The organism is Streptomyces sp. NPDC046716, assembly GCF_040645755.1.
Classification (GTDB): domain Bacteria; phylum Actinomycetota; class Actinomycetes; order Streptomycetales; family Streptomycetaceae; genus Streptomyces.
Genome location: NZ_JBEYYU010000004.1, coordinates 196,386 through 221,617 on the forward strand (window position 1 = coordinate 196,386; position 25,232 = coordinate 221,617).

A 25,232-nucleotide genomic window follows, 5' to 3' on the forward strand; every position below is an offset into this window, starting at 1 on the left:
TCCGGCCATCCGCTACTCAGCCCAGCTCCCCCTACTCGGCCGGCCCCCGCCCGGCCATCCGCACGCGTCCAGCCCGCGACTCACCGGCCCATCACTCGGCCGGCTCATCATCCGTCCGGCCCCCCCCGCCACTCAGCCAGCTCACCACCCCGCCCGGCCGGCCCGCCCCCCCCGCCCGGCCACCCGCACCCCTCAGGCCCGCCACCCGACCCACCCGCCCATCGACCCAGCGCCCTCTCCCTCGACGGTCCCGCCGTCAGCGCGGCAACCACCCCGCGACCACCGCTCCGGTCGTGCGATGCCACACCCCCGCGTGACGCAGCATCGCGTGATCACCGCCCGGCACCGGCCGGAACTCGGCGCGTGCGCCGGCCTCGGTCGCCCGGTCCACGAAGGAGCGTGAGGCGCCCGGGTCCGTCACCCGGTCATGGTCCCCGTGCAGCACCACGAGATCCCTGCCGCGCAACTGTGCCGCCGGTTCACCGTCCGGGCACCACGGCGCCAGCGCCAGAACGCCCCGCACCGAGGGGGCGCCCGCGGCCCGCAGCGCCGCCCGGCCGCCCATCGAATGGCCCACCAGGATCACCGGCACCTCACCCACCAGCTCCCCGAGTTCCGCGAGGGCGCGCTCGGCGTCGTGCAGCGGATCCGCGTCCGCGCCGTTCCAGCCGCGCACCCGATAGCGCACCCGCGCGAGCAGCACGCCGTCGTCCGGCAGCGCGGCGGCCACCGCCCCGGCGAACGGCCGCATCCGCAGGGCCGCCGGATGCCAGGGCCGCGACGGGGCGCGGCTGTCGGCCCGGCCACCGTGCAGGAACAGCACCGCGGCCCGTACCCGGGAAGGAACCCTCCCCGGCACCAGAGCTCCCGTCCGCACCGCCCGTGACCCTCGCTCGTCCACCGTCATCCGTGCTCGCTCCCTCCGCGCCGGGCGCCGTACCGCGCGCCCTGTCCCCGTCGATCCCTCATCATCGATCCGTAGCCGATCCGCGTACGGATCGGTCCACGGACCAATCCGCGGACGATCGCTCTCCGAATTACCCGTGGACATGTTGCGACCACGGAGGGCTCAGTGAAAGAAGCCGTGCACATCGGCGGTCGTCCGGCCGACGATCCGGACCTCGAGGAACTGGTGGGGCGGGTCGCCCTGGGCGACGAGAAGGCCTTCACATCGGTGTACGACGCCGTGGCGGGGCCGGTCTTCGGCACCGTCTGCGCCGTACTGCGCGACCGGGCGCAGTCCGAGGAGGTCGCCCAGGAGATCCTGGTGGAGGTCTGGCGCACGGCGCCCCGCTACCGCTCCGACCGCGGGACCGCGATCAACTGGATCCTCACCCTGGCCCACCGGCGCGCCATCGACCGCGTACGGTCTGTCGACGCGGCCGCGGCCCGGGACCGCAGAGCCGCGCTCCTGGACCACACACCCGAGTACGACGAGGTCAGCGAGCAGGTCGAAGCCCGTCTGGAGCGGGAGCAGGTACGGCGCTGTCTGCGCACCCTGACCGAGATCCAGCGGCAGGCCGTCACCCTCGCGTACTACCGTGGACTGACCTACCGTCAGGTCGCCGAGGCGCTCGCCGTGCCGCTGGGCACGGTCAAGACCCGGCTGCGGGACGGACTGATCCGGCTGCGCGACTGCCTGGGGGTGACCGCATGACCGCCGCGGACCTGCACACGCTGACCGGCGCCTACGCCGTGCACGCACTGACGGACGAGGAGCGGGAGGCGTTCGAACGCCATCTCGCGGACTGCGAGGCCTGCGCACAGGAGACCGCCGAACTGACCGCGACCGCCGCCCGGCTCGGCCTGGCCGCATCGGCCGCGCCGCGCCCGGAGCTGCGCGAGCAGGTGCTGCGGCGGATCACCACGGTGCGCCAGGAGACGCCGGGACAGCCGGACCCCGCCCAGACCGTCCGCACGGGCGGCGCACGGCGTCGCATGCTGTCGCGGTGGGCACTGGCCGCGTGCCTGGCCGCGGCGGCCTCCCTCGGCGGGGTCGCGGTCTGGCAGCACCAGCGCGCCGAGGACGCGGTCCAGCAGGCGCGGCAGGCCGAGGCGAGCAGCGACCGGATCGCCGCCGTCCTCGCGGCACCCGACGCCAGGACCGGCTCGGCGAAACTGGCGGGCGGCGCCACCGGCACCGTCGTCGTCTCCGCCGCGCAGGACAAGGCCGTCCTCGTCGTCTCCGGGATGGCCCAGCCGCCCCGGGGCAAGGTCTACCAGCTGTGGTTCGACGACGGCGGCACCATGCGGGCGGCCGGCCTCATGGACGCCGCGCGCAGCGACCAGACGGTGCTGCTGAACGGATCCGTCGACGGCGCGTCCGGCATGGGGATCACCGTCGAACCGGCCGGCGGATCCGACCGGCCCACCTCCGACCCGGTGGCGCTGATGCAACTGCCCGCCTGACCGGAGCGGTTTCCCGGCGGCGCGCCACGGCCCGCCGCCGGGAAACCGTCACTCGGTCCGGTCCCGTTCCTGTTCGAGCAGGGCGTCCAGATCGCTCAGGCGGCCCAGGCCCCGGACCGCCTGGGCCATCCGCGGATTGTGCTCGAACCGTGCGCGGTGCCGGTGCAGGAACGCCCAGTACCCGGCGGTGAACGGACACGCGTCGTCGCCGACCCGCACCGACGGCTTGAAGCGGCAGTCACCGCAGAAGTCCGTCATGCGGTTCAGATAGGCGCCGCCCGACGTGTACGGCTTCGTCGTCATCCGCCCGCCGTCCGCGAACTGGGACATGCCCATCACGTTCGGCACCATCACCCAGTCGTAGCCGTCGACGAACGCCCGGTGGAACCAGTCCGTCACCTCGGCGGGGTCCCAGCCGCGCTGCAGGGCGTAGCTCCCCAGGATCATCAGCCGGGGAATGTGGTGCGTCCAGCCCGTCGTGCGCAGGTCGTCCAGTACGTGCGACAGGCAATTGGCCTCGACCGCGCCGGAGTCCAGCTCCTCCCACCAGGACGGCACCTCGCCGTGCGCCTTCAGGACGTTCGCCTCTTTGTGCTCCGGGCCGAAGTGCCAGTAGAGCTGCCACACGTACTCCCGCCAGCCGGCGATCTGCCGCACGAAGCCCTCGACGCTGTTGAGCGGCGCCCGCCCCGCGCGGTACTCGGCCTCGGCGCCCTCGACGCACTCCGCCGGATCCAGCAGGCCGAGATTGAGCGACGACGACAGCAGACTGTGGCTCATGACGGGGTCAGCGGCGAGCACGGCGTCCTCGTACGCGCCGAACGTCGGCAGCCGGACCTCCAGGAAGCGCCGCAGCGCGGACAGCGCCTCACGCCGGGTCGCCGGGAAGCGGCGCGGCCCGTCCTCGCCCAGGAACTCCACCGTGCCCTCGCGCTGCCAGCGGTCGAGATCGGCGCGGACCTCCGCGTCGATGTCGTCCTCGCGCGGCCGGTAGGGGGCCGGCACCCCCAGGTCGGCCGCGCCGCGCGGCGCCGGTTCCCGGTTGTCGTGGTCGAGGTTCCAGCGCCCGCCGACCGGCTCCGCACCGTCCATCAGCAGATCGTGGTTGCCGCGCACCCACCGGTAGAAGGACTCCTGGCGCAGCTGTCCGGAGCCGCTCCGCGCCGCCCAGTCCCGGAAGTCGTCGTGGGCGACGAGGAAGCCGCGGGCCGGCAGCACCCGCGTCGAGGAGCGGGCGCGGACCAGTTTCAGGGCCGCGCGGGACGTCGGGTGATGGACCGTCAGCGGGGCGTCGCCGACGGCCTCGCGCACCCCCTGCACATAGCTGTCGGCCTTCACGTAGGTGACGCGGTCGCCGAGTTCCGCCGCCCGGTGCCGCATCGCCGAGAGCACCAGATGGGCCTTGGCGCGATGGAACCTGCGGCGCCGGAACACGCCACGGGACTCCACCATCAGCACCGGGGTGTCCCGGTGCGGTCCGTCGGGTCCCGCCGTGAGGAAGTGCGGCCCCAACTGGTCGCCGAAGAGCCAGTGGGCCGCCACGTCCGTGTCCTTCTCAGCCACCGTGCGCCGTTCCTTCCGTTCCTGGACCTGCCGTGGTCAGCGGCGCGGCGGCCAGGGAAAGAAGCCACTGGTCCGCGCCACGTACTCGGTATAGCCCGGACGACCGGCCATGTGCTGTTCCAACAGGCGCTTGCCGCTGCCCTTCGTCAGCAGCAGGGTCATCACCACGGGCGAGACCACGCTGACGGCCGCGGCCCCGAGCGCGTCGCAGGTCAGCAGGAACAGGCCCCACCACACACAGAAGTCCCCGAAGTAGTTGGGGTGCCGGGTGTAGCGCCACAGACCCCGGTCCATGATCCGGCCCCTGGCCGCCGGGTCCGCCTTGAACCTAGCGAGCTGCGCGTCGCCCACCGCCTCGAAGACCATCCCGACGGCCCACAGCGCGCCACCCGCCCAGGCGAACCCGCTCATCGGCCCGGTCACGTACCCGGCGGCCTGGACCGGCAGCGACACCAGCCAGACGAGGGCGCCCTGGAGCAGGTAGACCATGCGCAGCGCGTACAGGTTCCGGCTGCCGGGCGCCTTCGCCAGCATCCGCTCGTAGCGCGGGTCCTCGCCGTGTCCGGCGCCGCGTCTGCCGATGTGGACGGCCAGCCGGACGCCCCACACCGCGGTCAGCACGGTCACCAGGACGCGGCGCCCCGGATCGCCGCTGTCCGCCGACACCGCGTAACTCACCAGGGCCACCGCCGTGAAGCCGAGGCCCCACGCGACGTCGACGATCCGGTGCAGGCCCTTGCGCAGCGCCACGGCGAAGGTGCCCAGCAGGACGGTCAGCGCGGCGGCGGCCGACCAGCCGAGGCCCGCCGCGAACTCCGCCCACGCGAAGCCGTTCACAGCTCCGCCAGACCCGCGTACCAGTCCTGCTGCGTCGCGGGCATCCCGACGTGGCCGTCGGCGGTCGGCCGGACGGCGAGGATCTGGTCGACCCCCATGCGCCGCTCGTCGAACGCGAGACCGCCGCCGACCAGATACAGCCGCCACACCCGGGCCGTCTCCTCGCCGACCAGCCGCACGACGTCGTTCCAGCGCTCCTCCAGCGTGCGGTGCCAGGCGGCGACCGTGCGCACGTAGTGCTCGCGCAGCGACTCCGCCGACCGCACCTCGAGACCGGCCGACTCCAGCAGGGACACGGTGTCGCCCAGCGGCCGCATGTGCATGTCCGGGGCGATGTACGCCTCGATGAAGGCGCCGCCGCCCGGCGCCACGCTCCCGCGCGACATCTGCTGCACCAGGACCCGCCCCGCGGGCCGCACCAGCCGGTACAGGGAATCGGCGAACGCGGGGTACTCGTCGTCGCCGACGTGCTCGCCCATCTCCACGGTGGCGACCGCGTCGTAGCCGCCGCCCGTGATGTCGCGGTAGTCCTGGCACACCACGTCGACCCGGTCGCCGAGACCGCGCTCCCGCACCTGCTCCCGTACGTACGCTGCCTGTTCGGCGGCGAGCGTCACGGCCGTCACCCGTGCTCCGTGGCGCTCGGCCGCGTACAGCGTGAGCGAACCCCAGCCGCAGCCGATGTCGAGCAGCCGCGCGCCCTCCTCGAGACCCAGCTTGCGGCAGATCAGCTCCAGCTTGGCGCGCTGCGCGTCCGCGGCGCCGAACTCCGGTGCGTCGGACGCCCAGTAGCCGCACGAGTAGGCCATCGTCTCGTCGAGGAGCAGCCGGTAGAACGCGTTCGACAGGTCGTAGTGGTGGCTGATGGCGGCCCGGTCGCGGGACCTGCTGTGCAGCACCCCGCGCAGCCGCGCCTGGGAGGCGGGCGGCGCCGGCGGCGGGCCCGCCGCGCCCAGCAGAGCCGCCTCGCGGACCGCGCGGGCGCGGTCGGCGAGGGTGAGACGGGCCGGGTGCAGCCGGCGTTCCCTGGCCGCCGCCCACATGGTGCGCAGGCCGGTGGCCAGATCGCCCTCGACGTCGATCTCACCGGTCACGTAGGCCTGCGCGAGGCCCAGTTCGCCCGGCTGCCACAGCAGTCGGCGCAGCGCCCGGCGGGACCGCACGACGACCACGGGGGCGTCGGCGGGACCCGCCTCGGCGCCGTCCCAGGTGCGCAGCCGGACCGGGAGCGGCCCGCCGAGCGCGGTCGAGGCGAGGGCGGCGAGCCGGTGGGCGGCACCGGTCCTGACGGGACGTGCGGTGGTCATCGGGCGGACTCCTCCTTGGTGAACAGGTACTGCTGGACGTCGAGGTACCCGGAGCGGAACCCGGCCTCTGAGTAGGCGAGATAGAACGTCCACATACGGCGGAACGTCTCGTCGAAGCCCAGCGCGTCGACCTCGGCCGCGCGCTCGGTGAACCGCTCGCGCCACAGGCGCAGCGTCTCGGCGTAGTGCGCGCCGTAGCCGTCCCGGCGCGCGACGGTCAGCCCGGTGTGCTCGCCCACGACCGCCGCCACCGCCTCCACCGACGGCAGCAGCCCGCCGGGGAAGATGTACTTCTGGATCCAGGTGTACGTGGATCCGCTGGCCAGCATCCGGTCGTGCGGCATCGTGATGGCCTGGAGGGCGACCCGGCCGCCCGGGGCGAGGCGGGCGTCGAGCGTGCGGAAGTACACGGGCCAGAACTCGGCGCCGACGGCCTCGATCATCTCGACGCTCACGACGGCGTCGTAGGTGCCGCGTGCCTCGCGGTAGTCGCGCAGTTCGACCGTGACCCGGTCGGCGAGCCCGGCCGCCGCGATCCGCTCGCGCGCCAGGTCCCGCTGCTCGCGGGAGAGGGTGAGCGAGGTGACGTGCGCGCCGCGGGCGGCGGCGCGCAGCGCGAGTTCGCCCCATCCGGTGCCGATCTCGAGGACCCGGGTGCCCTCGCCCACCTCCGCGAGGTCGAGCAGCCGGTCGATCTTGCGGCGCTGGGCGTCGGCGAGCAGGTTCCACTCGGCGGGCAGGGCGCGGAAGACGCCCGACGAGTAGCTGAGGGTCTCGTCGAGGAACAGCGCGAACAGGTCGTTGGACAGGTCGTAGTGGTGGCTGATGTTCTCCCGGGAGCCGTCCGGGCTGTTGCGCTGGGCGGCCGGTCTGCGCCGTGCCCACACGCCGCGCAGCCGTTGCAGGGGCGCGGGCACCAGGTCGGCGGCGTGCGCCGCCAGCACGGTCAGCACCGCCACCAGGTCCGGGGCGTCCCACTCCTGTGCCAGGTAGGACTCGCCGAACCCGATCAGGCCGTCCCGGCCGATCCGGGCGTGGAAGGCCCGCGGCTGACGGACCTCCAGGAGCGGGCCGCCCCGGCCGAGCTCGGTCCCGTCGGCGAACCGGACGCGCAGCGGCAGCCGCTCGAGGGCCCGGCGCACCACGGCCGCGGCGACGGCGGTCCGGGCCCGCGAGGCCGGCGGCGGTACCGCGACGTCCGGCCAGCGGACCGGATCCACGCCGGGGGACCGCGCCGGGCCGCGGAGCCCTGTGGTCGAGGGGGTGTCGTCTGTTCTCATCGGTGGTTCTCCGGGCATCGTGGTGAAGCGGGTCGGGGCTGGACCGGAAGTCCGCGCAGGTACAGGCGCACGCCGTGCAGCCGGATCGCGGCGGACACGGCGAGCGTCGACAGGGGTCGGCGCGCCGCCAGCCGCAGCAGGGTCCGCGCGCGTGCGTCCCGCCGCGTGCCGCGGACGGTCGCGGTGAAGGGCCGGCCGCCCTCGCGCTCCAGCTGCACGGTGAGGTCGACCCGGCCGCCTGGGGCGGGCAGGCGCATGCGGTAGCGGCCGTCGACGGGGAAGAACGGCGAGACGTAGAACTCCTTGCCGGTCGTCGCCCGTCCCGTGCCGTCGGGATACAGCAGATAGCCGTGGCGTCCGCCGTACGTGTTGTGGACCTCGGCGACGACACAGCGCAGCGCGCCGTCGGGTCCGTGGCACCAGTAGAGGGTCAGCGGGTTGAACACGTACCCGAGTACCCGCGCGTGGGCGAACATCCGCACCTCGCCGCCCTCCAGATCCACGCCGTGTTCCGCGAGGAACCCGTCGAGACCGGCGCGCAGGGTCGGCGCCCGGCCCGTGAAGTGGTCCCGGGGGTCGAACCGCGCCAGCGGCCGCAGAAGGAAGGGCAGTTCGGGCGGACGGTCGGGGTCGATGAGCCACATGTAGGTGCGGTGCCGCAGGGTGTAGCGCTGCGGCGCGGTGCGTACGTGGACGACCGCGACGTCGTACAGGGCGGGCGCGGCCGTCACCAGCGCACCCCCAGCGCCGCGGCGGCCGCCGCACCCGAGCGACAGCCGTCCTCGTGGAATCCCCAGCCGTGATAGGCGCCCGCGAAGGCCGTGACACCGGTGTCCAGTCCGGGCAGCCGCTGCTGCGCGGCGACCGACTCCGGTGTGTAGACGGGGTGTTCGTACACCATGCGGGCCAGCACCCGGTCCGGGGCGACCCGGTCCTCGCCGCCGAGGGTGACGACGTAGGTCTCGGGCGCGGTCAGGCGCTGGAGCCGGTTCATGTCGTAGCTGACGCGGACCCGGTCGGCGCCCGCCGCGCAGGACGGCATCAGGTAGTTCCACGCGGCGCGGGCCCGGCGGGCGCGGGGCAGCAGGGCGGTGTCGGTGTGCAGCAGCGTGGTGTTGCGGGAGTAGCGGAAGGCGCCGAGGACCGTCTTCTCGTCCGGTGTGGCGTCGGCCAGCAGGTTCAGCGCCTGGTCCGGGTGCGTGGCGACCACCACGGAGTCGTACGAGGCGGTGGTGCCGTCCGCCGCGGTGACGTCGGCCCCGTCCGGGTGCCGCCGCACGGCCCGGACCGGCGTCGCGAGGCGCACCGCGTGCACGCCGTCGGCCACCCGGTCGACGTAGCTGCGGGAGCCGCCGGTGACCGTGCGCCACGTCGGCGACCCGCTCACCGAGAGCATCCCGTGGTGCCGGAGGAACCGGAACAGGTACACCGCCGGGTAGACCTGGGCGGTGGCGGCGTCGCAGGACCAGACCGCCGAGACGAGCGGGGTCATGAAGTGCGTACGGAAATACGGGGAGAAGCCCTCGCGGTCCAGGAAGGCGCCCAGCGTGAGCGCGCAGCCGGGGTCCTCGTCGAGGGTGCGCCGGGCCGCCCGGTGGAAGGCGGGCACCTCGGTGAGCAGCCGTAGATAGGGGCCGCGCAGGGCGTTGCGGGGACGGGCGAACAGTCCGGCGGGGCCCCGCGCGCCCGCGTACTCGAGGCCGCACCCCTCGCACCGCACCGACATGGTCATCTCCGACTCCTGGGTGGCGACGCCGAGTTCGGCGAAGAGCCGCAGCAGGTTCGGGTAGGTGGCGCGGTTGTGCACGATGAAGCCCGAGTCGACGCGGTGCCGCGCGCCGTCGGGCGAGGTCACGTCGTGGGTGTGGGCGTGACCGCCCAGCCGGTCGTCGGCCTCGTACAGGGTGACGTGGTGCGCGCGGCCCAGGACGTGTGCGGCGGTGAGTCCGGCCACGCCGCTGCCGATCACGGCGGTGCGCCGCCGCCCGGCCTCCCCGGGGCCCTGCCCCGATATCGACGTCATCGCCTCTCCTCCCCGGCGACCGCGGGCGCGGTCTCACCCATGATCCGGAGCGGTCGGGACCGCGGATTGGTCAAGGCCGCGAGCGGGCGTGCCGGGCGTCGCGGGGCAGGTGATCGCAGGTGGCGTCGATAGGGTGAGCGGGTGGACAACCGTGAACCCCGAAGCGCGCCCGGCACGGGCGATGCGGACCAGACGTCCGCGACCCCGCACCCGGACCTGCGCGCCCTCGCAGTGGAGCTGCGCCGGCTCAACGGCGAACTGAACCGGATCGTTCACGCCTTCTCGGCCGGACAGGAACTCCATCCCACGGACGTCCAGGCCCTCGCCGCGATCCTGGACTCCGACACACCGCTGACCCCGAGCCTGCTGCGGCAGCGGCTGGGCCTCACCTCCGGCGCGGTCAGCGCCTGCGTCGACCGGCTGGAGCGCGCGGGGCACGTCAAGCGGGTCCGCGAGAGCGCGGACCGGCGGGTCGTCCACCTGCACTACGTGCCGAGCGCGCAGGCGCAGGCCCGCAAGCACTTCGCTCCGCTCGCCGATGCCACGGAGCGGGCCCGGCGCCGCTTCGACGAGCCCGAACTGGCCGTCGTCCTGCGCTTTCTGAACGTCCTCAACGAAGAACTCACCGAGACCCGGAGCGGTCCGCGGGGCTGATCGACGGCAGCCGCATCCGATCGACGGGTACGGGGAGAAGGAGAGGCAGGGAACCCCCGCCGGGCATCTTTAGCTCAATCATTAAGATACTTTGGCATTGAGATTCTTGATTTTTCCGAGATCCCCGCTGTCGCTGCACTGGGAGAACCATGTCCCGCACCCCCCGAGGTACTCGGTGGCTCGTGCCTCTTGTCCTGCTCTTCGTCTGGCTCGCCGTCGGCGGCACCCTGGGCCCCTATGCGGGGCGGCTGGGTGAGGTCTCCACCAACGACCAGGCCGCGTTCCTGCCGCGCAGCGCCGAGTCGACCCGCGTGATCGAGGCGCAGCGCGCCTTCAAGGAGGACGAGACGCTGCCCGTCATCGTCGTCTGGACCGCCGACGACGAGGGCTCCCTCGACAGCGCGCAGCGCGGCGCCGCCACCAAGGCGCTGGCGGCGCTCAAGGGCACGTCAGGAGTGGTGGGCCAGGTCTCGCCCGCGATCCCGTCGAGCGACCGCAAGGCGCTGGAAGGAGTGGTGCAGCTCCGGCCCGACCTCGGCGACGAGCTGACGCCCACCCTCGACCGGATCTCCGCCCGCGCGGACGCCGTCCCCGGAGCCACCGCCGTCCTCGCCGGCCCGGCCGCCAGCCAGGCCGACCTCTCCGACGCCTTCGCCGGGATCGACGGGCTGCTCCTCGGCGTCGCCCTGATCACGGTCCTGGTGATCCTGCTGCTGGTCTACCGCAGCGTCCTGCTCCCGTTCGTGATCATTCTGGGCGCGGTCTTCGCCCTGGGGGCCGCCTGCGCCGTCGTCTACGTCCTCGCCGACCACGACGTCGTCCGGGTCGACGGCCAGGTCCAGGGCATTCTGTCCATCCTGGTGATCGGCGCGGCCACCGACTACGCCCTGCTGCTCACCGCCCGCTACCGGGAGGAGCTGGCGGCGGGCAGCGACCGGTTCACCGCGATGCGCGCCGCCCTGCGCCGCTCCACCGGGGCCGTCGTCGCCAGCGCCGCCACGGTCGCGCTCGGCCTGCTCGCCCTCCTGCTCAGCGACCTCACCAACAACCGGGCCCTCGGCCCGGTGGGCGCCATCGGCATCGTGTGCGCGGTCCTGACCACCCTCACCTTCCTGCCGGCGGCCCTGGTGCTGCTGGGCAACGCCGCCTACTGGCCCGCGCGGCCCAAACCGGCGGAGGCCGCGGGCGGCGGTCACGGTGTGTGGCGGCGCATCGCCGGCCACGTCGGCCGGTCCCCGCGCAAGATCTGGGCCGTCGCGCTGATCGGCCTCCTGGCCTGTGCCGCCTTCGCCCCCACCCTGAACTCCAAGGGCGTGCCCCTCGACGAGATCTTCGTCAACGACGCGCCGTCGGTCGCCGCGCAGGCCACCCTCGCCGAACACTTCCCGGGCGGCTCCGGCAACCCGGCCGTCGTCATCGCCGACGCCGACCAGGAGGCGCGGGTCGTGGAGCGGGCGAAGGGCGTCGCCGGGGTCGCCGACGTGACGCCGGTGACCGGGCAGGGCCGCCCCGGCTCCGGGGAGACCCGGGTCGTCGACGGCAGGATCCGCGTGGACGTCACCCTCAAGGACGCGGCGGACAGCGACGCCGCCAAGGACACCGTCGCCCGGCTGCGCACCGCCCTGCACGGGATCGACGGCGCCGACGCCCTGGTCGGCGGCTACACCGCCCAGCAGTACGACACCCAGCGCACCGCCGAACACGACCGCGCGCTGATCGTCCCGGTCGTCCTCGCCATCATCCTGGTCATCCTCATCGGCCTGCTGCGCTCCGTCCTCATGCCGCTGATCCTGGTCGCGACGGTGGCGCTCAACTTCGCCGCCACGCTCGGCATCTCCTCGCTCGTGTTCAAGCACGTCTTCGGCTTCTCCGGCACCGACGCCTCCGTGCCCCTGTACGGGTTCGTGTTCCTGGTCGCGCTGGGTGTGGACTACAACATCTTCCTGATGTCCCGGGCCCGGGAGGAGTCCCTGGAACACGGCGTGCGCGAGGGCATCCTCAAGGCGCTCGTCGCCACGGGCGGGGTGATCACCTCGGCCGGTGTCGTGCTGGCCGCGACCTTCGCCGCCCTCGGCGTCATCCCGCTGGCCTTCCTCGTCCAGATCGCCTTCATCGTCGCCTTCGGCGTACTCCTCGACACCCTGGTCGTCCGCTCGCTGCTGGTTCCCGCGCTGGTCAGGGACATCGGACCGCGGTCCTGGTGGCCGAGCCGGCTGAGCAAGGAGTGATGTTCCGGATCACGTGCAACTAACGGGACAAATCGGTGCGAAGTGATTCGGGGAGGGATCACTGGACGGGGCGGACCAGAAAGGTGCCCGCATCATGGAACTCAAGGACGAACTTCCCCTCGATCACAAACTGTCCCAGGTGTACCGGTGGGGCGCCGCGTTCTGCGGCGTCGTGCTGCTCGTCTTCGGCTGCCTCGGCTTCGCCGACCGGCTGAGCCCGTTCGACACGGACGGCAGCCACCTGGCGGGCATGTCCACGAACGGCGTCCTCAGCCTCATCTCGGTCGTCGTCGGGATCGCGCTGATCGCCGGAGCCGTCGTCGGGGGCAACTTCGCCTCCTCGCTCAACATGGTCGTGGGCACCCTGTTCCTGATCAGCGGTTTCGTCCACGTGTTCATCCTGGACAAGGGCGCGAACGTGCTCGGCTTCGGCATGACCAACGTGATCTTCAGCTTCGTCATGGGCCTGGTCATCCTCACGTTCGGGATGTACGGGCGGGTGTCCAGCCGGCTGCCCCACGACAACCCGTACTGGCGCCGCCGGCACCCGCGGGAGGCGGCGCGGGAGTCGATCGCGCGCCGTGGCCTGCCCGCCGGCGGTACCCCGACGGGCTCCCGCACCTGAGGGCTACAGCTGGTCGCGGATCATCTTCCACAGTTCCGCCGGAGGCCGCACCGGATCCGAGTCACCGGACCGGGCGGCCTCCGTCACGCGCAGGAACTGCGCGAGCGTCGAGCGGCACGACGCGCAGTCCCGCACATGGTCGGCCGCCTCCTCCGGCAGGCCACCGTCTAGGGCGAACAGCGCGAGATCCCCGGGCGACGGGTGATGGATCTGAGAACCGGCTGACATCGGTCACCTCTGACGGCGGAAGCTGACGAAGCACGGCGGATCCGTGGATCGGACAAGTCGTGTCAACGAGCGTTCAGCTCACCGGGCCGTCTCGGATGCAGTTCCCGCGTCGGGAGGTGCCGGGCTCAGCCGCCTGCGGGGAGTGCGGGGCGCGCTCAGCGCCACAGACGGCGCTCCTCCTCCCGGGGAGCGTGCACCACCTGTGCGCCGTCGGCGGCGAAGGTCATGACGGGCCGGCCGCCGTCCCACCCCGGCCAGCCCGGGTCGCCCGTGGTGGCGAATGCGATCCAGGCGCCGTGCATCGCGTCGGCCAGTTCCTGCGGAGCACCGTCCCCGGTGAGCAGGCGGCTGTCCGCGGTGCCGAGCGTGTCGAAGACGAAGCCGATCTCCAGGGCGTGGCAGGCCCCGAGGCGCTGCACGGGCGTCGGCCAGGCGAACTCGTAGAGGAAGGTGCGTCCCGGACGGCCCGCGCGGGCGTCGGCGAGCCGGTTGAAGGGCACGCGCAGCAGGGTGTCGGTCGCGATGGCGCCGAGGATCTCGCCGGGGGACGCGCCGGGCCGGGCGGCACGGTAGACGCGCGGCGCCCGCCACGGGGCCCGCTGCTTGAGCAGCGCGGCCCGCAGCGTGATCCGGCCGATCCGGTCGACGAGACCACTGGGCACGAACCACAGCCGGTACTCGTCGGTGGTGCTGCCGAGGAGCACGTCGACACCGTCGGACGCGCCCCGCGCCAGCGCCGTGGCGGGATCCTCGGGGACGAGGTCGCCGTCGACGACGACCTCGAAGCCGAGACCGCCGGTCAGCGGATTGCCGCGCCGGGTGACCTCCCGCTGAGCGGCGAGCAGCCGGGCGGGGTCGGCCGCGGCGAAGGCCGCCGCGGTCGGCTCGACGCCGAGCTGCTCGGCGATGGCGGCGGTGGTGCGCGCCGCCTTCTCGGGGGACACCGCCGAGGGGGCGCCGCTCTGCAGCACGGCCCGGTGGAAGAGACCCTTCGCGTGCGGACTCGCCAGCAGGGCCGCGATGCTGATGGCGCCCGCGGACTCGCCGAACACGGTCACGTTGTCCGGATCGCCGCCGAAGGCACGGATGTTGTCCCGCACCCAGGCGAGCGCGGCCAGCTGATCGCGCAGCCCGAGATTGGCCGGGGCGTCGGGGAAGACGCCGAACCCCTCGATCCCGAGACGGTAGTTGAGGGAGACGAGCACCACGCCGTCGCGGGCGAAGGCGCGGCCGTCGTAGACCGGCACGGCCGAGGAGCCGTTGCGCAGGGAGCCGCCGTGGATCCACACCATCACCGGGCGCGCGCCGCCGTCCGGCGCGGGCGTCCACACATTGAGGTTCAGCCAGCCGTCGCCGGGCACGTCCGGGTCGGGCAGCAGCGCGTCCAGGGGCGCGGCGTAGGGGTTCTTGGGGGCGGTGGGGCCGAACTCGGTGGCCTCCAGGACCCCGTCCCAGGGCTCGGGCGGCTCCGGGGCCCGCAGCCGCAGCGGGCCCACCGGCGGTGCCGCGTACGGGATGCCCCGGAAGACGCCCACCCCGTCCTCGACGCGGCCGCGCACCGCTCCGTACGTGGTCTCGACGACGCTCATCCGCACTCCTTCTGCAGTTCCCGCTTGAGGATCTTGCCGCTCGGGCCGAGCGGCAACTCGCTCAGCAGGCGCACGACACGCGGATACTTGTGCCGGCCGAGCCGTTCCCGGGCCCAGGCGACGATGTCCTCGCCGCTGTCGGCGGCGTCCGGCCGCAGCACGACGGCGGCGCACACCTCCTCGCCGCGTTCCTCGTCGGGCAGGCCGATGACGCTGACCTGGGCGATGGCCGGATGCCGGGCGAGCACCTCCTCGACCTCGCGCGGATAGACGTTGAAGCCGCCGCGGATGATGAGGTCCTTCTTGCGGTCGATGATGCTGAGGCGCCCGTCGGCGTCCCGCACCCCGAGGTCGCCGGTGCGGAACCAGCCGTCGACGACGGCGGCCGCGGTCGCCGCCGGGTCGTCGAGGTAGCCCGCGAAGATGTTGTGGCCGCGCAGCACGACCTCCCCGACCTCGCCGTCCGGGAGCAGCACCGTGCGGTCGTCGGTCTCCGCGTCGGCGATGCCCGCCTCGACACCCCAGATCGGATGGCCGACGGTGCCGGGCCTGCGGCCGAACGCCGGCTGGTTGAAGGTGGCCGCCGGAGACGTCTCGGTCAGCCCGTACCCCTCGAGCAGCATGGTGGCGAAGGTCGTCTCGAAGCGTTCGAAGAGCGCGACGGGCAGGGCCGCGCCGCCCGAGACGGCCATCCGCAGCGCGGGCCGCCGCCCGTCGTGCGCGGCCGCCTCGACGAGCGCGTGGTACATCGTCGGTACGCCCATGAAGACCGTCACGCCCTCGCGCACCATCAGCTCCAGCGCGCCGGGGCCCGTGAAACGGGGGCACAGCACGAGGGTGGAACCGGCGCGCAGGGCGGCGTTCATGGCGCAGGACTGGCCGAAGCTGTGGAACAGCGGCAGACAGCCGAGGACCACGTCGTCCGGGGTCAGCGCGAACAGGTCCTGCGCGCAGACCGACGCGTTCATCACCAGGTTGGCGTGGGTGAGCAGGGCGCCCTTGGGCCGGCCCGTGGTGCCGCTGGTGTACAGGATCACGGCGGTGTCGTCGGCGTCGCGCGGTTCGGCGGCGGTCGGGTGTCCGTCGACGCCGTCGCCATCGGAGGAGTCGCCGACGGCGATCTCCAGCACCTCGATCCCGGCCGTCTCGGCGGCGGCCCGCGCCACCGTCCCGTACGGCTCGGCGGTGACGATGGCCCGGCAGCCGCTGTGCTCGAGCACATGGACGACCTCGTCCGCGACGAGCAGGGCGTGCACCGGCACCACGGTCCCGCCGGCGGCCAGCACCGCGTAGTAGGCGCGCGGGAAGTCGACGGTGTTGGGCAGCATCAGCGCGACGCGGTCGCCGGGCCCGATGCCGTGGGCCCGCAGCCGGGCGGCGAAGCGGAGCGCTTCGTGCCACAGCGTGCGGTAGCTGACGCGGACGTCGCCGTCGACGACCGCGATGCGGTCGGGATGGCGGGCGGCGGATTCCTGCAGGACGGTGGCGACGCTCAGCTGCACAGCGGCTCCCTTGCATGTGTGCACGTTCGAGTGGCCGCCTCAGCTTCCGGCATCGCCCCACCGGGCACCATGTGCAACTGCCCACCATCACCTGCGGCGCGCTGGGCAGCGGCCACCCGGTGGCTCCGCCGCGCGTCAGGGAGCCAGTTCCAGCGCGCGCAGGGCCAGAGCCCAGCCGAGCCGGGCCTCGCCGGACTCGGCGGGCCAGCCGGTGAGTTCGGCGACCCGGCTGATCCGGTTGAGGACCGTGTTGCGGTGGCAGAACAGCCGCGTGGCGGTGCGCGACGCCGAGCAGCCCGAGTCGAGCCACACCCGCAAGGTCGTGAGCAGCGCGGGGCCCTCGACGCCGCTGCTCAGCACCTTGTCCAGATAGCGCGCCACCAGCCGCTCCGCGATCTCCGGCTCCGTGCCGAGGGCGGCGTGCACGAGCCGTTCGTCGAGTTCGGCGACCTCCCCGTGGCCCGGGGCGAGGGTGTCGAGGGCCCGCCGGGCGAGCCGCAGCCCCTGGTCGGCGAGGGCGAGTTCGCCGAAGACGGGGGAGACCCCGGCCCGGTAGCCGAGGTGGGCGCGCAGCGTGTCGACGAGGTCCGCCGGTTCGTGCGCCCCGAGCCGGACGAGCCCCGCCACGGTCTCGCCGCGCGAGCGCCAGAACGACCACATGCCGACCGTCTCCAGGGCGGGCCCGGGCTCGGGCGGCGAGGCGGGGTCCCGGGCGTCCTGGGCGATGAGGACGACCACGAACCGGTCGTGCCGGGGCACGCCGAGTGCGGAGGCGGCCGCGGCGGCCACCGCCGGGTCGCCGGCCCGGCCGTCGAGCAGCGCCTCGAACAGGGCGCCGCGCCGGGACGCGTCGCGGTGCTCCAGCTCCAGTGTGCGCAGCCGGTAGGCGTCGGCCATCTCGGACGAGAACCGGTCGATGGTCTCCCAGACCGCGCCGGCCATGTCGCCGACCAGCCGCTGCTGCGACGGGGGCCGGTCCCGCATCCAGTCGGCCATGGCCTGCCACAGCACACGCCCGCCGCGCCGGTAGGCCTGGAGGACCGTGGCCAGGGGCATGCCCTGCTCGGCACGCAGCCGCCCGTTCTCCGCGGCGACGGCCTCGAAGCGGCGCTGGTCGCCGGGCAGCCGGCCGAACTCGCCGAGCGCCAGCTCCATGTTGCCGCGCAGCGTCAGTTCGAGGTCCTCGGGCGAGACGGGCCGGCCGCTGGCGTAGCGCGTGCTGTGGGCGCGGATGTCGGCCGCCAGCTCGGCGATCAGGGGGTCGAGATCGGTGAGCAGCGTCAGGGCCAGCTCGCGGCGCAGCGCCGACTCGTCGTTCATGGCCGGAGAATAGGCATCCGCCCTGCCGCCTGGGAAGAGGAACGGGCGGTTGCCCAGGTGACGGGGGCGTCACCTGGGCAACCGCCCAAGAGAGGGGGGCGGGGGTCGCTCAGTCGGCGGCCGCCGCCACGGCGGGCACGCCGGTCCGCTCCTCGCGGCTCACCGTCCACTTCAGCGCCGCGGCCAGCACGCTGCCCACCAGACCCGCGACGACGACGAAGACGAACGGGGCGTCCGCGTCACCGCTGCGGTCCTCGATGAGACCGAACACCAGCGGTCCGACGAAGCCGCCGAGCAGCCCGATCGTGTTGATGAACGCCAGGCCCACGGCGGCCATCAGACCCGACATCCGGGACATCGCCACGGACCAGAACAGCGGCAGCGTGCCGGTGAGGAAGAAGTTGGCGGCGAAGAGGAGCGCGAACCGCGCCCCTGCCGCGTCGACGGCCAGATAGGCCGCCATGATCCCCGTCCCGGCCAGCGCGCACAGCACGATCAGCTCGGTGTCCCGGCCCACCCTGCCCTGGAGCCAGGGGAAGAAGAGCACTCCGGCGAGGATCGCCAGACCTATCGTGCCGGTGACGAGCCCGATGTTCATCGGACTCGAGACGCCGAGCCCCTGCACGATCGACGGCAGGTTGAACCCGACGGCGGACCCGACGAGTTGGTTCACGAAGTACGTGCCCGACAGCAGCAGCACGATGGGGCGCGCGAAGGCGAGGCCGAAGTTGCCGCGCAGCCGGTGCGGCGACGGTTCGGCGCCGGCGGCCGCGTGCCGGGTCAGTGAGGCCGCCTGTTCGGCCGACAGCCACCTGGCGTCCTCCGGGCGGCTCGGCAGCACGAACCAGACGAGCACGCCGATCGCCACGGTGACCAGGCCCTCGACGAGGAACATCCACTGCCAGCCCTCGAGCCCGGCGACCCCGTCCAGGCTCATGAGCCCGCCGCCGGCCGGCGCCCCGAGCAAGGTGGCGAGCGCGGGCGCGGTGTACACGAGCCCGACGACCGGGACCCGGTGCCGCTGGGCGAACCAGAGCGTCACCGTGTACATCAGCGCCGGATAGAGCCCGGCCTCGGCGGCGCCGAGCACGAACCGCAGGACGTAGAAGGAGACCTCTCCCTGCACGAACATCATGGCGGCGGAGACCAGCCCCCAGGTCACCGCGATCCGCGCGATCCACACGCGGGCGCCCACCCGGTAGAGCACCATGTTGCTGGGCACTTCGAGCAGCGCGTAGCTGAGGAAGAAGATGCCGGCGCCCAGTCCGTACGCGGCCGCGCTCACTCCGATGTCGGCCTCGAGCCGGGTCTTGGCCAGCGCGATGTTCGTCCGGTCCACGTAGGACATGAAATAGGCCAGGCCGAGCACCGGCAGCAGCCGCCGCATGGCGGTGCGGGTGGCTGCCGCGTGCACCGCGTCAGGTAGAGAGAGCATCACAGTCCTTCCCGCGTGCGCGCGTCGGCGCAGCAGGGGTTGCCGGAGATTGCCGTGGAGTTGCCGTGGGGGAGGCGGCGGCCTCGCGCGGACACCGTTCTTTCCGGTGGTCAGGCGCGTGGCCGGTGGTTGTTCAGCATCGAGTACGGCCCCTCGGCCGGGCCATGTGCATGCGCCCACCGTGCCCGTGCGGGCGATGGGCACCGGCCCAGACCCGCACACACGTCAGGGCGGAGGCTCCGGCGCCTCCGCCCTGATGGCTCTCTCCGTCCCGGCTCTTTCCGGGCCCGGACCGTCCGCGTCCGGCTCAGACCGACCGGTGGTACTGGTCCGGCACGTGCACGTCGGCGCCGAGCTCGCGGGCCGCGTGCCGGGCGAACGACGGGTCGCGCAGCAGCTCACGGCCGACCAGCACGGCGTCCGCCTCGCCGTCCACGATGATCTTCTCGGCCTGCTGGATCTCGGTGATCAGGCCGACCGCGGCGGCCGGCACACCGGCCTCGTGACGCACGCGCGCGGCGAAGGGCACCTGATAGCCGGGGCCGACCGGGATGCGCACCCCGGAGGCGTTGCCGCCGGTCGACACGTCGATCAGGTCCACCCCGTGCTCCTTGAGCTCGGCGGTGAAGCGGACGGTGTCGTCGGCGGTCCAGCCCTCCTGCCCGTCCAGCCAGTCGGTGGCGGAGATGCGGAAGAACAGCGGCAGCTCCTCGGGCCACACGGCGCGCACGGCGTCGGTGACCTCCAGGGCGAACCGGGTGCGGTTCTCGTAGGAACCGCCGTACTCGTCGGTGCGCTTGTTGGAGTGCGGGGAGAGGAACTGGCCGATCAGGTAGCCGTGCGCACCGTGGATCTCGATGACCTCGAACCCGGCGTCGAGCGAGCGCCGTGCCGCGTCCGCGAACTGCTGGACGATCTCCTTGATGGCGTCGACGGTCAGCTCGGTGGGCACCGGGTGCTTCTCGTCGAAGGCGACGGCGCTCGGCGCGACGGCCTGCCAGCCGTGGTCCTCCGGACCGAGGGGGGCGCCGCCCAGCCAGGGACGGTCGGTGGACGCCTTGCGGCCCGCGTGACCCAGCTGGATCCCCGGCACCGTGTTCTGCGACTTCAGGAACGCGGTGATCCGACGGAAGGCCTCGACCTGCGCGTCGTTCCAGATGCCGAGGTCGTACGGGGAGATGCGGCCCTCGGGGCTGACGCCCGTCGCCTCGACGATGATCAGGCCCGTGCCGCCGGCCGCCCGGGCGCCGTAGTGCTGGAAGTGCCAGTCATCGGGGGCGCCGGTCAGCGGGCCCTCCGCAGCGGCGCTGTACTGGCACATCGGCGGCATCCAGACGCGGTTCGGTACGGTCAGGGACCGGAGGGTGTAGGGCTCGAACAGCGCGCTCACGGCGGACTCCATTCGTATGGGCTCGACTGGTTCCTCGTACGATAGCCATCGTAGTACGGCGAATGTCAAACTACGAGGGTTCTCGTACAATGAGCGTCGAGCCGCTCGACAGAGAGACGTGAAGGGGAGGTCGTCATGGCGACCGCAGCACCGCAGGCCACCGGAAGCCGCACGCTCGTGCACCCGGCCCGCGAGGAGATCCGCCTTGAAGGGGTGCTGCACGCGCTGTCCGACCCGATGCGGCTCGCGGTCGTCCGCGAGATGGCGAGTGCGCGGAGTGCGGCCGAGCTGTCCTGCTCGCACTTCGATCTGCCCGTCACCAAGTCGACGACCACCCACCACTTCCGGGTGCTGCGCGAGAGCGGAGTGATCGAGCAGGTCTACCGCGGCACCACGAAGCTGAACGGACTGCGCAGGGCCGATCTCGACGCGCTGTTCCCCGGTCTGCTGGACAGCGTCCTGGCCGCGGCCGACCGGCAGGAGGAGCGGCTCGGCGCCTGAGCCGCCCCTCCGGTCCGGCTACTTCACCGGCGCGTCCGCGCTCGCCGCCGCCTGGGCGGGAACGGCCGGCACCTCACTCGCCTCCGCCGGGCCGTCCGCGGAACCGCCCCTCGCCGGAAGGTGGTTGAAGAGCAGGTTCAGCACGATCGCGGTGACGCAGCCCGCGCTGATCCCGCTGTCCATCACCGTCTGGAACCAGTGCGGGAACTTCTCGTACAGCGTCGGCACGCCCACCGGCAGCACACCGAGCGCGACGGACACGGCGACCACCGTCAGATTGCCGTTGCCCTCGAACTCGACCTTCGACAGGGTCTTCAGGCCGCTCGCGGCGACCGTCCCGAACATCACCAGACCCGCGCCGCCGAGGACCGGCGACGGTATCGCGGCGATCACCGCGCCCAGCTTCGGCAGCAGTCCGAGCACCACGAGGATGCCGCCCGCGACGGCGACCACCCAGCGGCTGCGCACCTTCGTCATGCCGACCAGACCGACGTTCTGCGCGAACGCCGTGTACGGGAAGGTGTTGAAGACCCCGCCGAGGACGGTCGAGAAGCCGTCGGCGCGCAGGCCGTCGGCGAGCGCGCGCCGGTCCACCGGGCGCTCCGTCATCTCGCCGACCGCGATGAAGTCACCGGTCGTCTCGGTCATCGTCACCAGCGCCACGATCAGCATCGACACGATCGCCGCGCCGTGGAACTCGGGTGCCCCGAAGTGGAACGGCGTGCTGATCCCCACCCAGTTCGCGTCCCCGACCGCCCCGAAGTCCGTGAACCCGAGCGGTATCGCCACCGCCGTACCGGCCAGAATGCCGACGAGCACCGCGATCCGGCTCAGCGCGGGCGGCGCGAACCGCTGCACCCCGAGCACGAGCACCAGCACGAACGCGGCGAGCGCGAGGTTCTTCGGCTCCCCGAAGTCCTCCGCCCCGGCCCCGCCCGCCGCCCAGGTCCCCGCGGTCGGCAGCAGCGACAGCCCGATGATCAGGATCACCGTGCCGGTCACCAGGGGCGGGAAGAAGCGCAGCAGCCGCCCGAAGACCGGCGCGAGCAGCATCATCGCGAGCCCCGCGACGATCACCGCGCCGTAGATGGCGGGCAGCCCGCCGCCCGTCGTCCCGATCAGCACCATCGGCGAGACGGCCGCGAACGTGCACCCCTGCACGATGGGCAGCCGGATGCCGAAGCGCCACACGCCGACGCACTGGATCAGCGTCGCGATCCCGCACACCAGCAGGTCGGCGGTGATGAGATACGCGAGATCGGCCGGCGGCAGCTTCATCGCGCCGCCCACGATCAGCGGGACGGCGACCGCGCCCGCGTACATGGCGAGAACGTGCTGCAGCCCGAACGCCGCCAACTGGCGTACGGGCGGCACCTGATCGACAGGGTGTGTCTGTGGCATACGTGCTCCAAGGCCAGGGGAGTCCCGGGGGACAGCGGGAGGGGCGGCAGCACGAGACCGTATTCGGGTTAAACGTTTTGTTGATTGCGCGGATGTTGCCGGGATGTGTCGGACCCCCGGGCCCGCCGGGGATCGCCTACGAACCGGTGCCCGCGGCGCCCAACAGCCCTTCCCAGTCGGGGATCTTCACCGGTCCGCGGCCCAGCGTGCGCCCCAACTCCGCCTCGGCGCGCTCGATCCCGAGCCAGCCCGCCCAGTCGACCGGCCGCAGCCCGGCGCCGACGAGTCCCGCCAGCGGATCCCCGGCGAGGGTTCGCGCCGTGAGCACCGGGGCGTCGTCGAGCAGGGAGGTCACGGTCTCCTTCGCGCACGGCCGGTTGGTGCCGATGACGCCGGTCGGCCCGCGCTTGATCCACCCCGCCACGTACTCGCCCGGCGACACCCGCCCCTCGCGCAGCACCCGCCCCGCGAGCTGCGGCACGGTCCCGCGCCCGGCGTCGAACGGCAGCCCGTCCAGCGGCACCCCGCGATACCCCACCGACCGCAGCACCAGCTGCGCGCCGATCTCCTCGTACGTCCCCGTGCCGACGACCCCGCCGTCGCCGTCCGGCAGCGTCCGCTCGAACCGCACCCCGGCCACCTGGCCGTCCCGCCCGACGATCTCGACGGGCCGCAGGAAGAACCGCAGATGGATCCGGCGGCGCCGCTCCTCGTGCGGCAGGGCGGCCCAGCCGCGCAGCACCTCCACGTTCCGCCGGTTCGCGGCGGGCAGCGCCGACGGGTCCGCGTACGCCGGGTCGAGCGCCAACTCCGCCTCGTCAACGACGAGTTGCGTGTCCGGTAGTGAGGCCAGCTCGCGCAGCTCCTTGGTGGTGAAGCGGGCCTGCGACGGTCCGCGCCGCCCCACCATGTACACGTCCCGCACCTCGCTGGCGCCCAGCGTGGACAGCGCCGCCTGCGGGATGTCGGTGGGCGCCAGCTCGGCGGCGCCGCGGGCCAGCATCCGGGTGACGTCCACGGCGACATTTCCCACGCCGATCGCGACGGCGGCGCGCACACCCCGGACGAACCCGTCGTCCCTCGCGTCCGGATGCGCGCTGTACCAGGCCACGAAGTCGGTCGCCGACCAGCTGCCGGGCAGGTCCTCGCCGGGCACCCCGAGCCGGCGGTCGGCCGCGGCGCCCACGCAGTACACCACCGCGTGGTACAGCTCCAGCAGCTTCGCGGGCGGCAGCGCCGGGCCGACCTCGACACCGCCGAGGAACCGCACCCGGTCGTCCTCCAGCACCTTGCGCAGATTTCCCTGGAGCGACTTGATCTTCTCGTGGTCGGGCGCCACGCCGTAGCGCACCAGGCCGTACGGACAGGGGAGCCGGTCGAGCACGTCGACCCGGATGTCCGGGACGCGTAGCTGCTGGACGAGGCACTGGGCGGCGTAGACCCCGCTCGGCCCCGAACCCACGACGGCGATGTGCGGCACGTGCGGCTCCTTCCGCCAATGCTGCGCTGATGTGCCTCAGCATGGCACCGCGCGCCGCGACGGGGGAGAGGCGCGGCGTGGGGTCTCTGCGCGCCTTTGATGATCAAGTGTGATCGAAGGGTTACGGTGCGTGGGTGCTGGAAAGTTCATTCTTCGACGTCGCTGATCATTATCGACTGAACGATGCTGTTTCCGCAGAACCGCGGTGGGAGATCCAGGGCCACGGCTCGGTGGCGGGCGACCTCCGGGACGACGTCGTGGGCGCCTGCCCCTCGCCGTGGTTCCACGTCCGGCTCGCCTTCGGCCACGGCGCCCATGCCGATGTCCTCGCCGTCGTGGCCGACGGCCGTGTCTCCATCGAGGACGTAAGGGCCCAACCGCCGCTCTCCCTCGCGGAGTTCGCGTCGCTCGGGGCCTGGATCGAGGGCTCGCTCCAGGACGCCTGCCGGACCGTCGCCGACCAGCCCGACCATGCTGTGCCCGCCCCCGGCGGCCCCGGGGAGACGTCGGCCCGCCGTGCCCGCTCCGCCCTGCCGCGCGGCGTCGAGGGCCGCCGCGCCGTCGCCGAGGCCTACCGCGCGGCTCAGAGCGAGGGCTCCGATCCGGTCCTCGCGGTCATGTGCGCGACCGGCCGCAGCCGCCGCAAGTCCCTGCGGCTGATCGCGGGCGCACGGGACGCCGGCCTGCTGGCGCCCCGCCACAACCGACGCTGAGGCGGGAACGCCGCCGGCGCGGGCGGGCCCGGGGTCAGGACATCTCGCGCATGCGGGAGATCTCCGTGGTCTGCTGCGCGATCACATCGTCGGCCATCTCCTCGACGACCACGTCGTTCCCGTCGCTCTTGACCTCCGTGGCCATCGTCACCGCGCCCTGGTGATGCGTGATCATCAGCTTCAGGAACAGCGCGTCGAACGCGGCCCCGCGCGCGGCCCGCAGCTTCTTCAACTGTCCTTCGGTCGCCATCCCGGGCATCGCGTCGTGCGCCGCGTGCCCGGAGGCGGACTGCGGCTTCCCGTACTTCTTCAGCCACGCGCGCATCGTCTCGATCTCCGGCCCCTGCGCCGCCGTGATCCGCTCGGCGAGCCGCTTCACCTTGTCCGACTCGGCTCGCTTCGGCGCGAGTTGAGTCATCGTCAGCGCCTGCTCATGGTGGTGGATCATCATCTGCGCATAGCCGACGTCCGCCGAGTTGGGCCGGTCGTCCGCCTTGCGCTCCTGTGCGTCCTGCGCCGACAGGGTCTCCGCCGCCTCGCCCGGCTTGCCCGGCGCGATCACCGAACTCCCCGCGGACGCACGGGAGTCGGCCGTGGCGTCGCCCCCCGAGTCGCATCCGCTCACCCCGAGGGCAAGCGCCGCGAGCAGCGCGGGCACAGCAACTTTCATGACGAGTGCGTTGCCATCTGTTGATCTGTGCATGATGAAGACGATACTCGGGGGATGCGTGAACCGTTCACGAACGA

General features: G+C 73.0%; 23 protein-coding genes. 7 read left to right on the forward strand and 16 right to left on the reverse strand.

Annotation, left to right across the window (positions count from 1 at the left end):
- Positions 1–256: 256 nt before the first annotated feature.
- The gene (locus tag ABZ930_RS04885; RefSeq protein ID WP_361541515.1) at positions 257–907 is read right to left on the reverse strand and encodes an alpha/beta fold hydrolase; all 651 of its coding nucleotides are present in this window, start codon (positions 905–907) and stop codon (positions 257–259) included.
- 165 nt (positions 908–1,072) lie between these two features.
- Here ABZ930_RS04885 and ABZ930_RS04890 point away from each other — a divergent pair, with 165 nt between their 5' ends.
- Positions 1,073–1,657: a sigma-70 family RNA polymerase sigma factor gene (locus tag ABZ930_RS04890; protein ID WP_361541518.1), complete on the forward strand. Its 585-nt coding sequence runs from the start codon at positions 1,073–1,075 to the stop codon at positions 1,655–1,657.
- Positions 1,654–2,409 (forward strand): anti-sigma factor, encoded by a 756-nt coding sequence (locus ABZ930_RS04895; protein ID WP_361541521.1) that lies wholly within the window; start codon positions 1,654–1,656, stop codon positions 2,407–2,409. The genes ABZ930_RS04890 and ABZ930_RS04895 overlap by 4 nt, the downstream gene beginning before the upstream one ends.
- Positions 2,410–2,457: 48 nt before the next feature.
- Here ABZ930_RS04895 and ABZ930_RS04900 read toward each other — a convergent pair whose 3' ends face one another.
- The 6 genes from ABZ930_RS04900 to ABZ930_RS04925 are packed head-to-tail and all read right to left on the reverse strand — an operon-like array spanning position 2,458 to position 9,419.
- Positions 2,458–3,972: a cryptochrome/photolyase family protein gene (locus ABZ930_RS04900; protein ID WP_361541524.1), complete on the reverse strand. Its 1,515-nt coding sequence runs from the start codon at positions 3,970–3,972 to the stop codon at positions 2,458–2,460.
- Between the two features lie 36 nt (positions 3,973–4,008).
- A complete protein-coding gene (locus ABZ930_RS04905; RefSeq protein ID WP_361541527.1) occupies positions 4,009–4,809 on the reverse strand; it encodes a DUF1295 domain-containing protein in 801 nt (266 codons plus the stop codon).
- Entirely contained in the window at positions 4,806–6,116 is a 1,311-nt protein-coding gene (locus tag ABZ930_RS04910) for a cyclopropane-fatty-acyl-phospholipid synthase family protein (RefSeq protein WP_361541530.1), read from the reverse strand. The genes ABZ930_RS04905 and ABZ930_RS04910 overlap by 4 nt, the downstream gene beginning before the upstream one ends.
- On the reverse strand, positions 6,113–7,396 hold the full coding sequence (locus ABZ930_RS04915; RefSeq protein WP_361541533.1) for a cyclopropane-fatty-acyl-phospholipid synthase family protein: 1,284 nt from the start codon (positions 7,394–7,396) through the stop codon (positions 6,113–6,115). Before ABZ930_RS04915 ends, ABZ930_RS04910 begins: the two co-directional genes overlap by 4 nt.
- Positions 7,393–8,127 (reverse strand): DUF1365 domain-containing protein, encoded by a 735-nt coding sequence (locus ABZ930_RS04920; protein ID WP_361541535.1) that lies wholly within the window; start codon positions 8,125–8,127, stop codon positions 7,393–7,395. The genes ABZ930_RS04915 and ABZ930_RS04920 overlap by 4 nt, the downstream gene beginning before the upstream one ends.
- Complete coding sequence (locus ABZ930_RS04925) at positions 8,124–9,419, reverse strand: FAD-dependent oxidoreductase (protein ID WP_361541538.1); 1,296 nt, start codon at positions 9,417–9,419, stop codon at positions 8,124–8,126. The genes ABZ930_RS04920 and ABZ930_RS04925 overlap by 4 nt, the downstream gene beginning before the upstream one ends.
- Positions 9,420–9,635: 216 nt before the next feature.
- On the opposite strand from ABZ930_RS04925, the gene ABZ930_RS04930 reads away from it, so the two are divergent.
- From ABZ930_RS04930 to ABZ930_RS04940, 3 genes are all read left to right on the forward strand, one after another.
- A complete protein-coding gene (locus ABZ930_RS04930) occupies positions 9,636–10,073 on the forward strand; it encodes a MarR family winged helix-turn-helix transcriptional regulator (protein WP_361541694.1) in 438 nt (145 codons plus the stop codon).
- A 149-nt stretch (positions 10,074–10,222) separates the two neighbouring features.
- Entirely contained in the window at positions 10,223–12,301 is a 2,079-nt protein-coding gene (locus ABZ930_RS04935) for an MMPL family transporter (RefSeq protein WP_361541541.1), read from the forward strand.
- A gap of 94 nt (positions 12,302–12,395) precedes the next feature.
- Entirely contained in the window at positions 12,396–12,926 is a 531-nt protein-coding gene (locus tag ABZ930_RS04940) for a DUF4383 domain-containing protein (RefSeq protein ID WP_361541544.1), read from the forward strand.
- Positions 12,927–12,929: 3 nt separating this feature from the next.
- Here ABZ930_RS04940 and ABZ930_RS04945 read toward each other — a convergent pair whose 3' ends face one another.
- The 6 genes from ABZ930_RS04945 to ABZ930_RS04970 all read right to left on the reverse strand — a co-directional run bounded on the left by ABZ930_RS04945 (position 12,930) and on the right by ABZ930_RS04970 (position 20,390).
- On the reverse strand, positions 12,930–13,154 hold the full coding sequence (locus tag ABZ930_RS04945) for a hypothetical protein (protein ID WP_361541547.1): 225 nt from the start codon (positions 13,152–13,154) through the stop codon (positions 12,930–12,932).
- A gap of 155 nt (positions 13,155–13,309) precedes the next feature.
- Complete coding sequence (locus tag ABZ930_RS04950; protein WP_361541550.1) at positions 13,310–14,743, reverse strand: carboxylesterase family protein; 1,434 nt, start codon at positions 14,741–14,743, stop codon at positions 13,310–13,312.
- Entirely contained in the window at positions 14,740–16,245 is a 1,506-nt protein-coding gene (locus ABZ930_RS04955; protein ID WP_361541553.1) for a long-chain fatty acid--CoA ligase, read from the reverse strand. Before ABZ930_RS04955 ends, ABZ930_RS04950 begins: the two co-directional genes overlap by 4 nt.
- A 135-nt stretch (positions 16,246–16,380) precedes the next feature.
- Positions 16,381–17,565: a helix-turn-helix domain-containing protein gene (locus ABZ930_RS04960; protein ID WP_361541556.1), complete on the reverse strand. Its 1,185-nt coding sequence runs from the start codon at positions 17,563–17,565 to the stop codon at positions 16,381–16,383.
- 109 nt (positions 17,566–17,674) lie between these two features.
- On the reverse strand, positions 17,675–19,000 hold the full coding sequence (locus tag ABZ930_RS04965) for an MFS transporter (protein WP_361541559.1): 1,326 nt from the start codon (positions 18,998–19,000) through the stop codon (positions 17,675–17,677).
- A 307-nt stretch (positions 19,001–19,307) separates the two neighbouring features.
- Positions 19,308–20,390 (reverse strand): NADH:flavin oxidoreductase/NADH oxidase, encoded by a 1,083-nt coding sequence (locus ABZ930_RS04970; protein ID WP_361541562.1) that lies wholly within the window; start codon positions 20,388–20,390, stop codon positions 19,308–19,310.
- Between the two features lie 135 nt (positions 20,391–20,525).
- On the opposite strand from ABZ930_RS04970, the gene ABZ930_RS04975 reads away from it, so the two are divergent.
- Positions 20,526–20,891: a helix-turn-helix transcriptional regulator gene (locus tag ABZ930_RS04975; protein WP_361541565.1), complete on the forward strand. Its 366-nt coding sequence runs from the start codon at positions 20,526–20,528 to the stop codon at positions 20,889–20,891.
- 18 nt (positions 20,892–20,909) lie between these two features.
- Here ABZ930_RS04975 and ABZ930_RS04980 read toward each other — a convergent pair whose 3' ends face one another.
- Both ABZ930_RS04980 and ABZ930_RS04985 read right to left on the reverse strand, forming a co-directional pair.
- Positions 20,910–22,292, reverse strand: a complete 1,383-nt coding sequence (locus ABZ930_RS04980) for a nucleobase:cation symporter-2 family protein (protein ID WP_361541568.1) — start codon at positions 22,290–22,292, stop codon at positions 20,910–20,912.
- Positions 22,293–22,428: 136 nt separating this feature from the next.
- Positions 22,429–23,772: an NADP oxidoreductase gene (locus ABZ930_RS04985; protein WP_361541571.1), complete on the reverse strand. Its 1,344-nt coding sequence runs from the start codon at positions 23,770–23,772 to the stop codon at positions 22,429–22,431.
- Between the two features lie 230 nt (positions 23,773–24,002).
- On the opposite strand from ABZ930_RS04985, the gene ABZ930_RS04990 reads away from it, so the two are divergent.
- Positions 24,003–24,485 carry a DUF6214 family protein gene (locus ABZ930_RS04990; RefSeq protein WP_361541697.1) on the forward strand — a complete coding sequence of 161 codons (483 nt, stop codon included), beginning with the start codon at positions 24,003–24,005 and terminating at the stop codon, positions 24,483–24,485.
- A 34-nt stretch (positions 24,486–24,519) separates the two neighbouring features.
- Here the strand turns inward: ABZ930_RS04990 and ABZ930_RS04995 are convergent, their stop codons facing one another.
- Complete coding sequence (locus tag ABZ930_RS04995; RefSeq protein ID WP_361541574.1) at positions 24,520–25,188, reverse strand: DUF305 domain-containing protein; 669 nt, start codon at positions 25,186–25,188, stop codon at positions 24,520–24,522.
- Positions 25,189–25,232 lie beyond the last annotated feature (44 nt).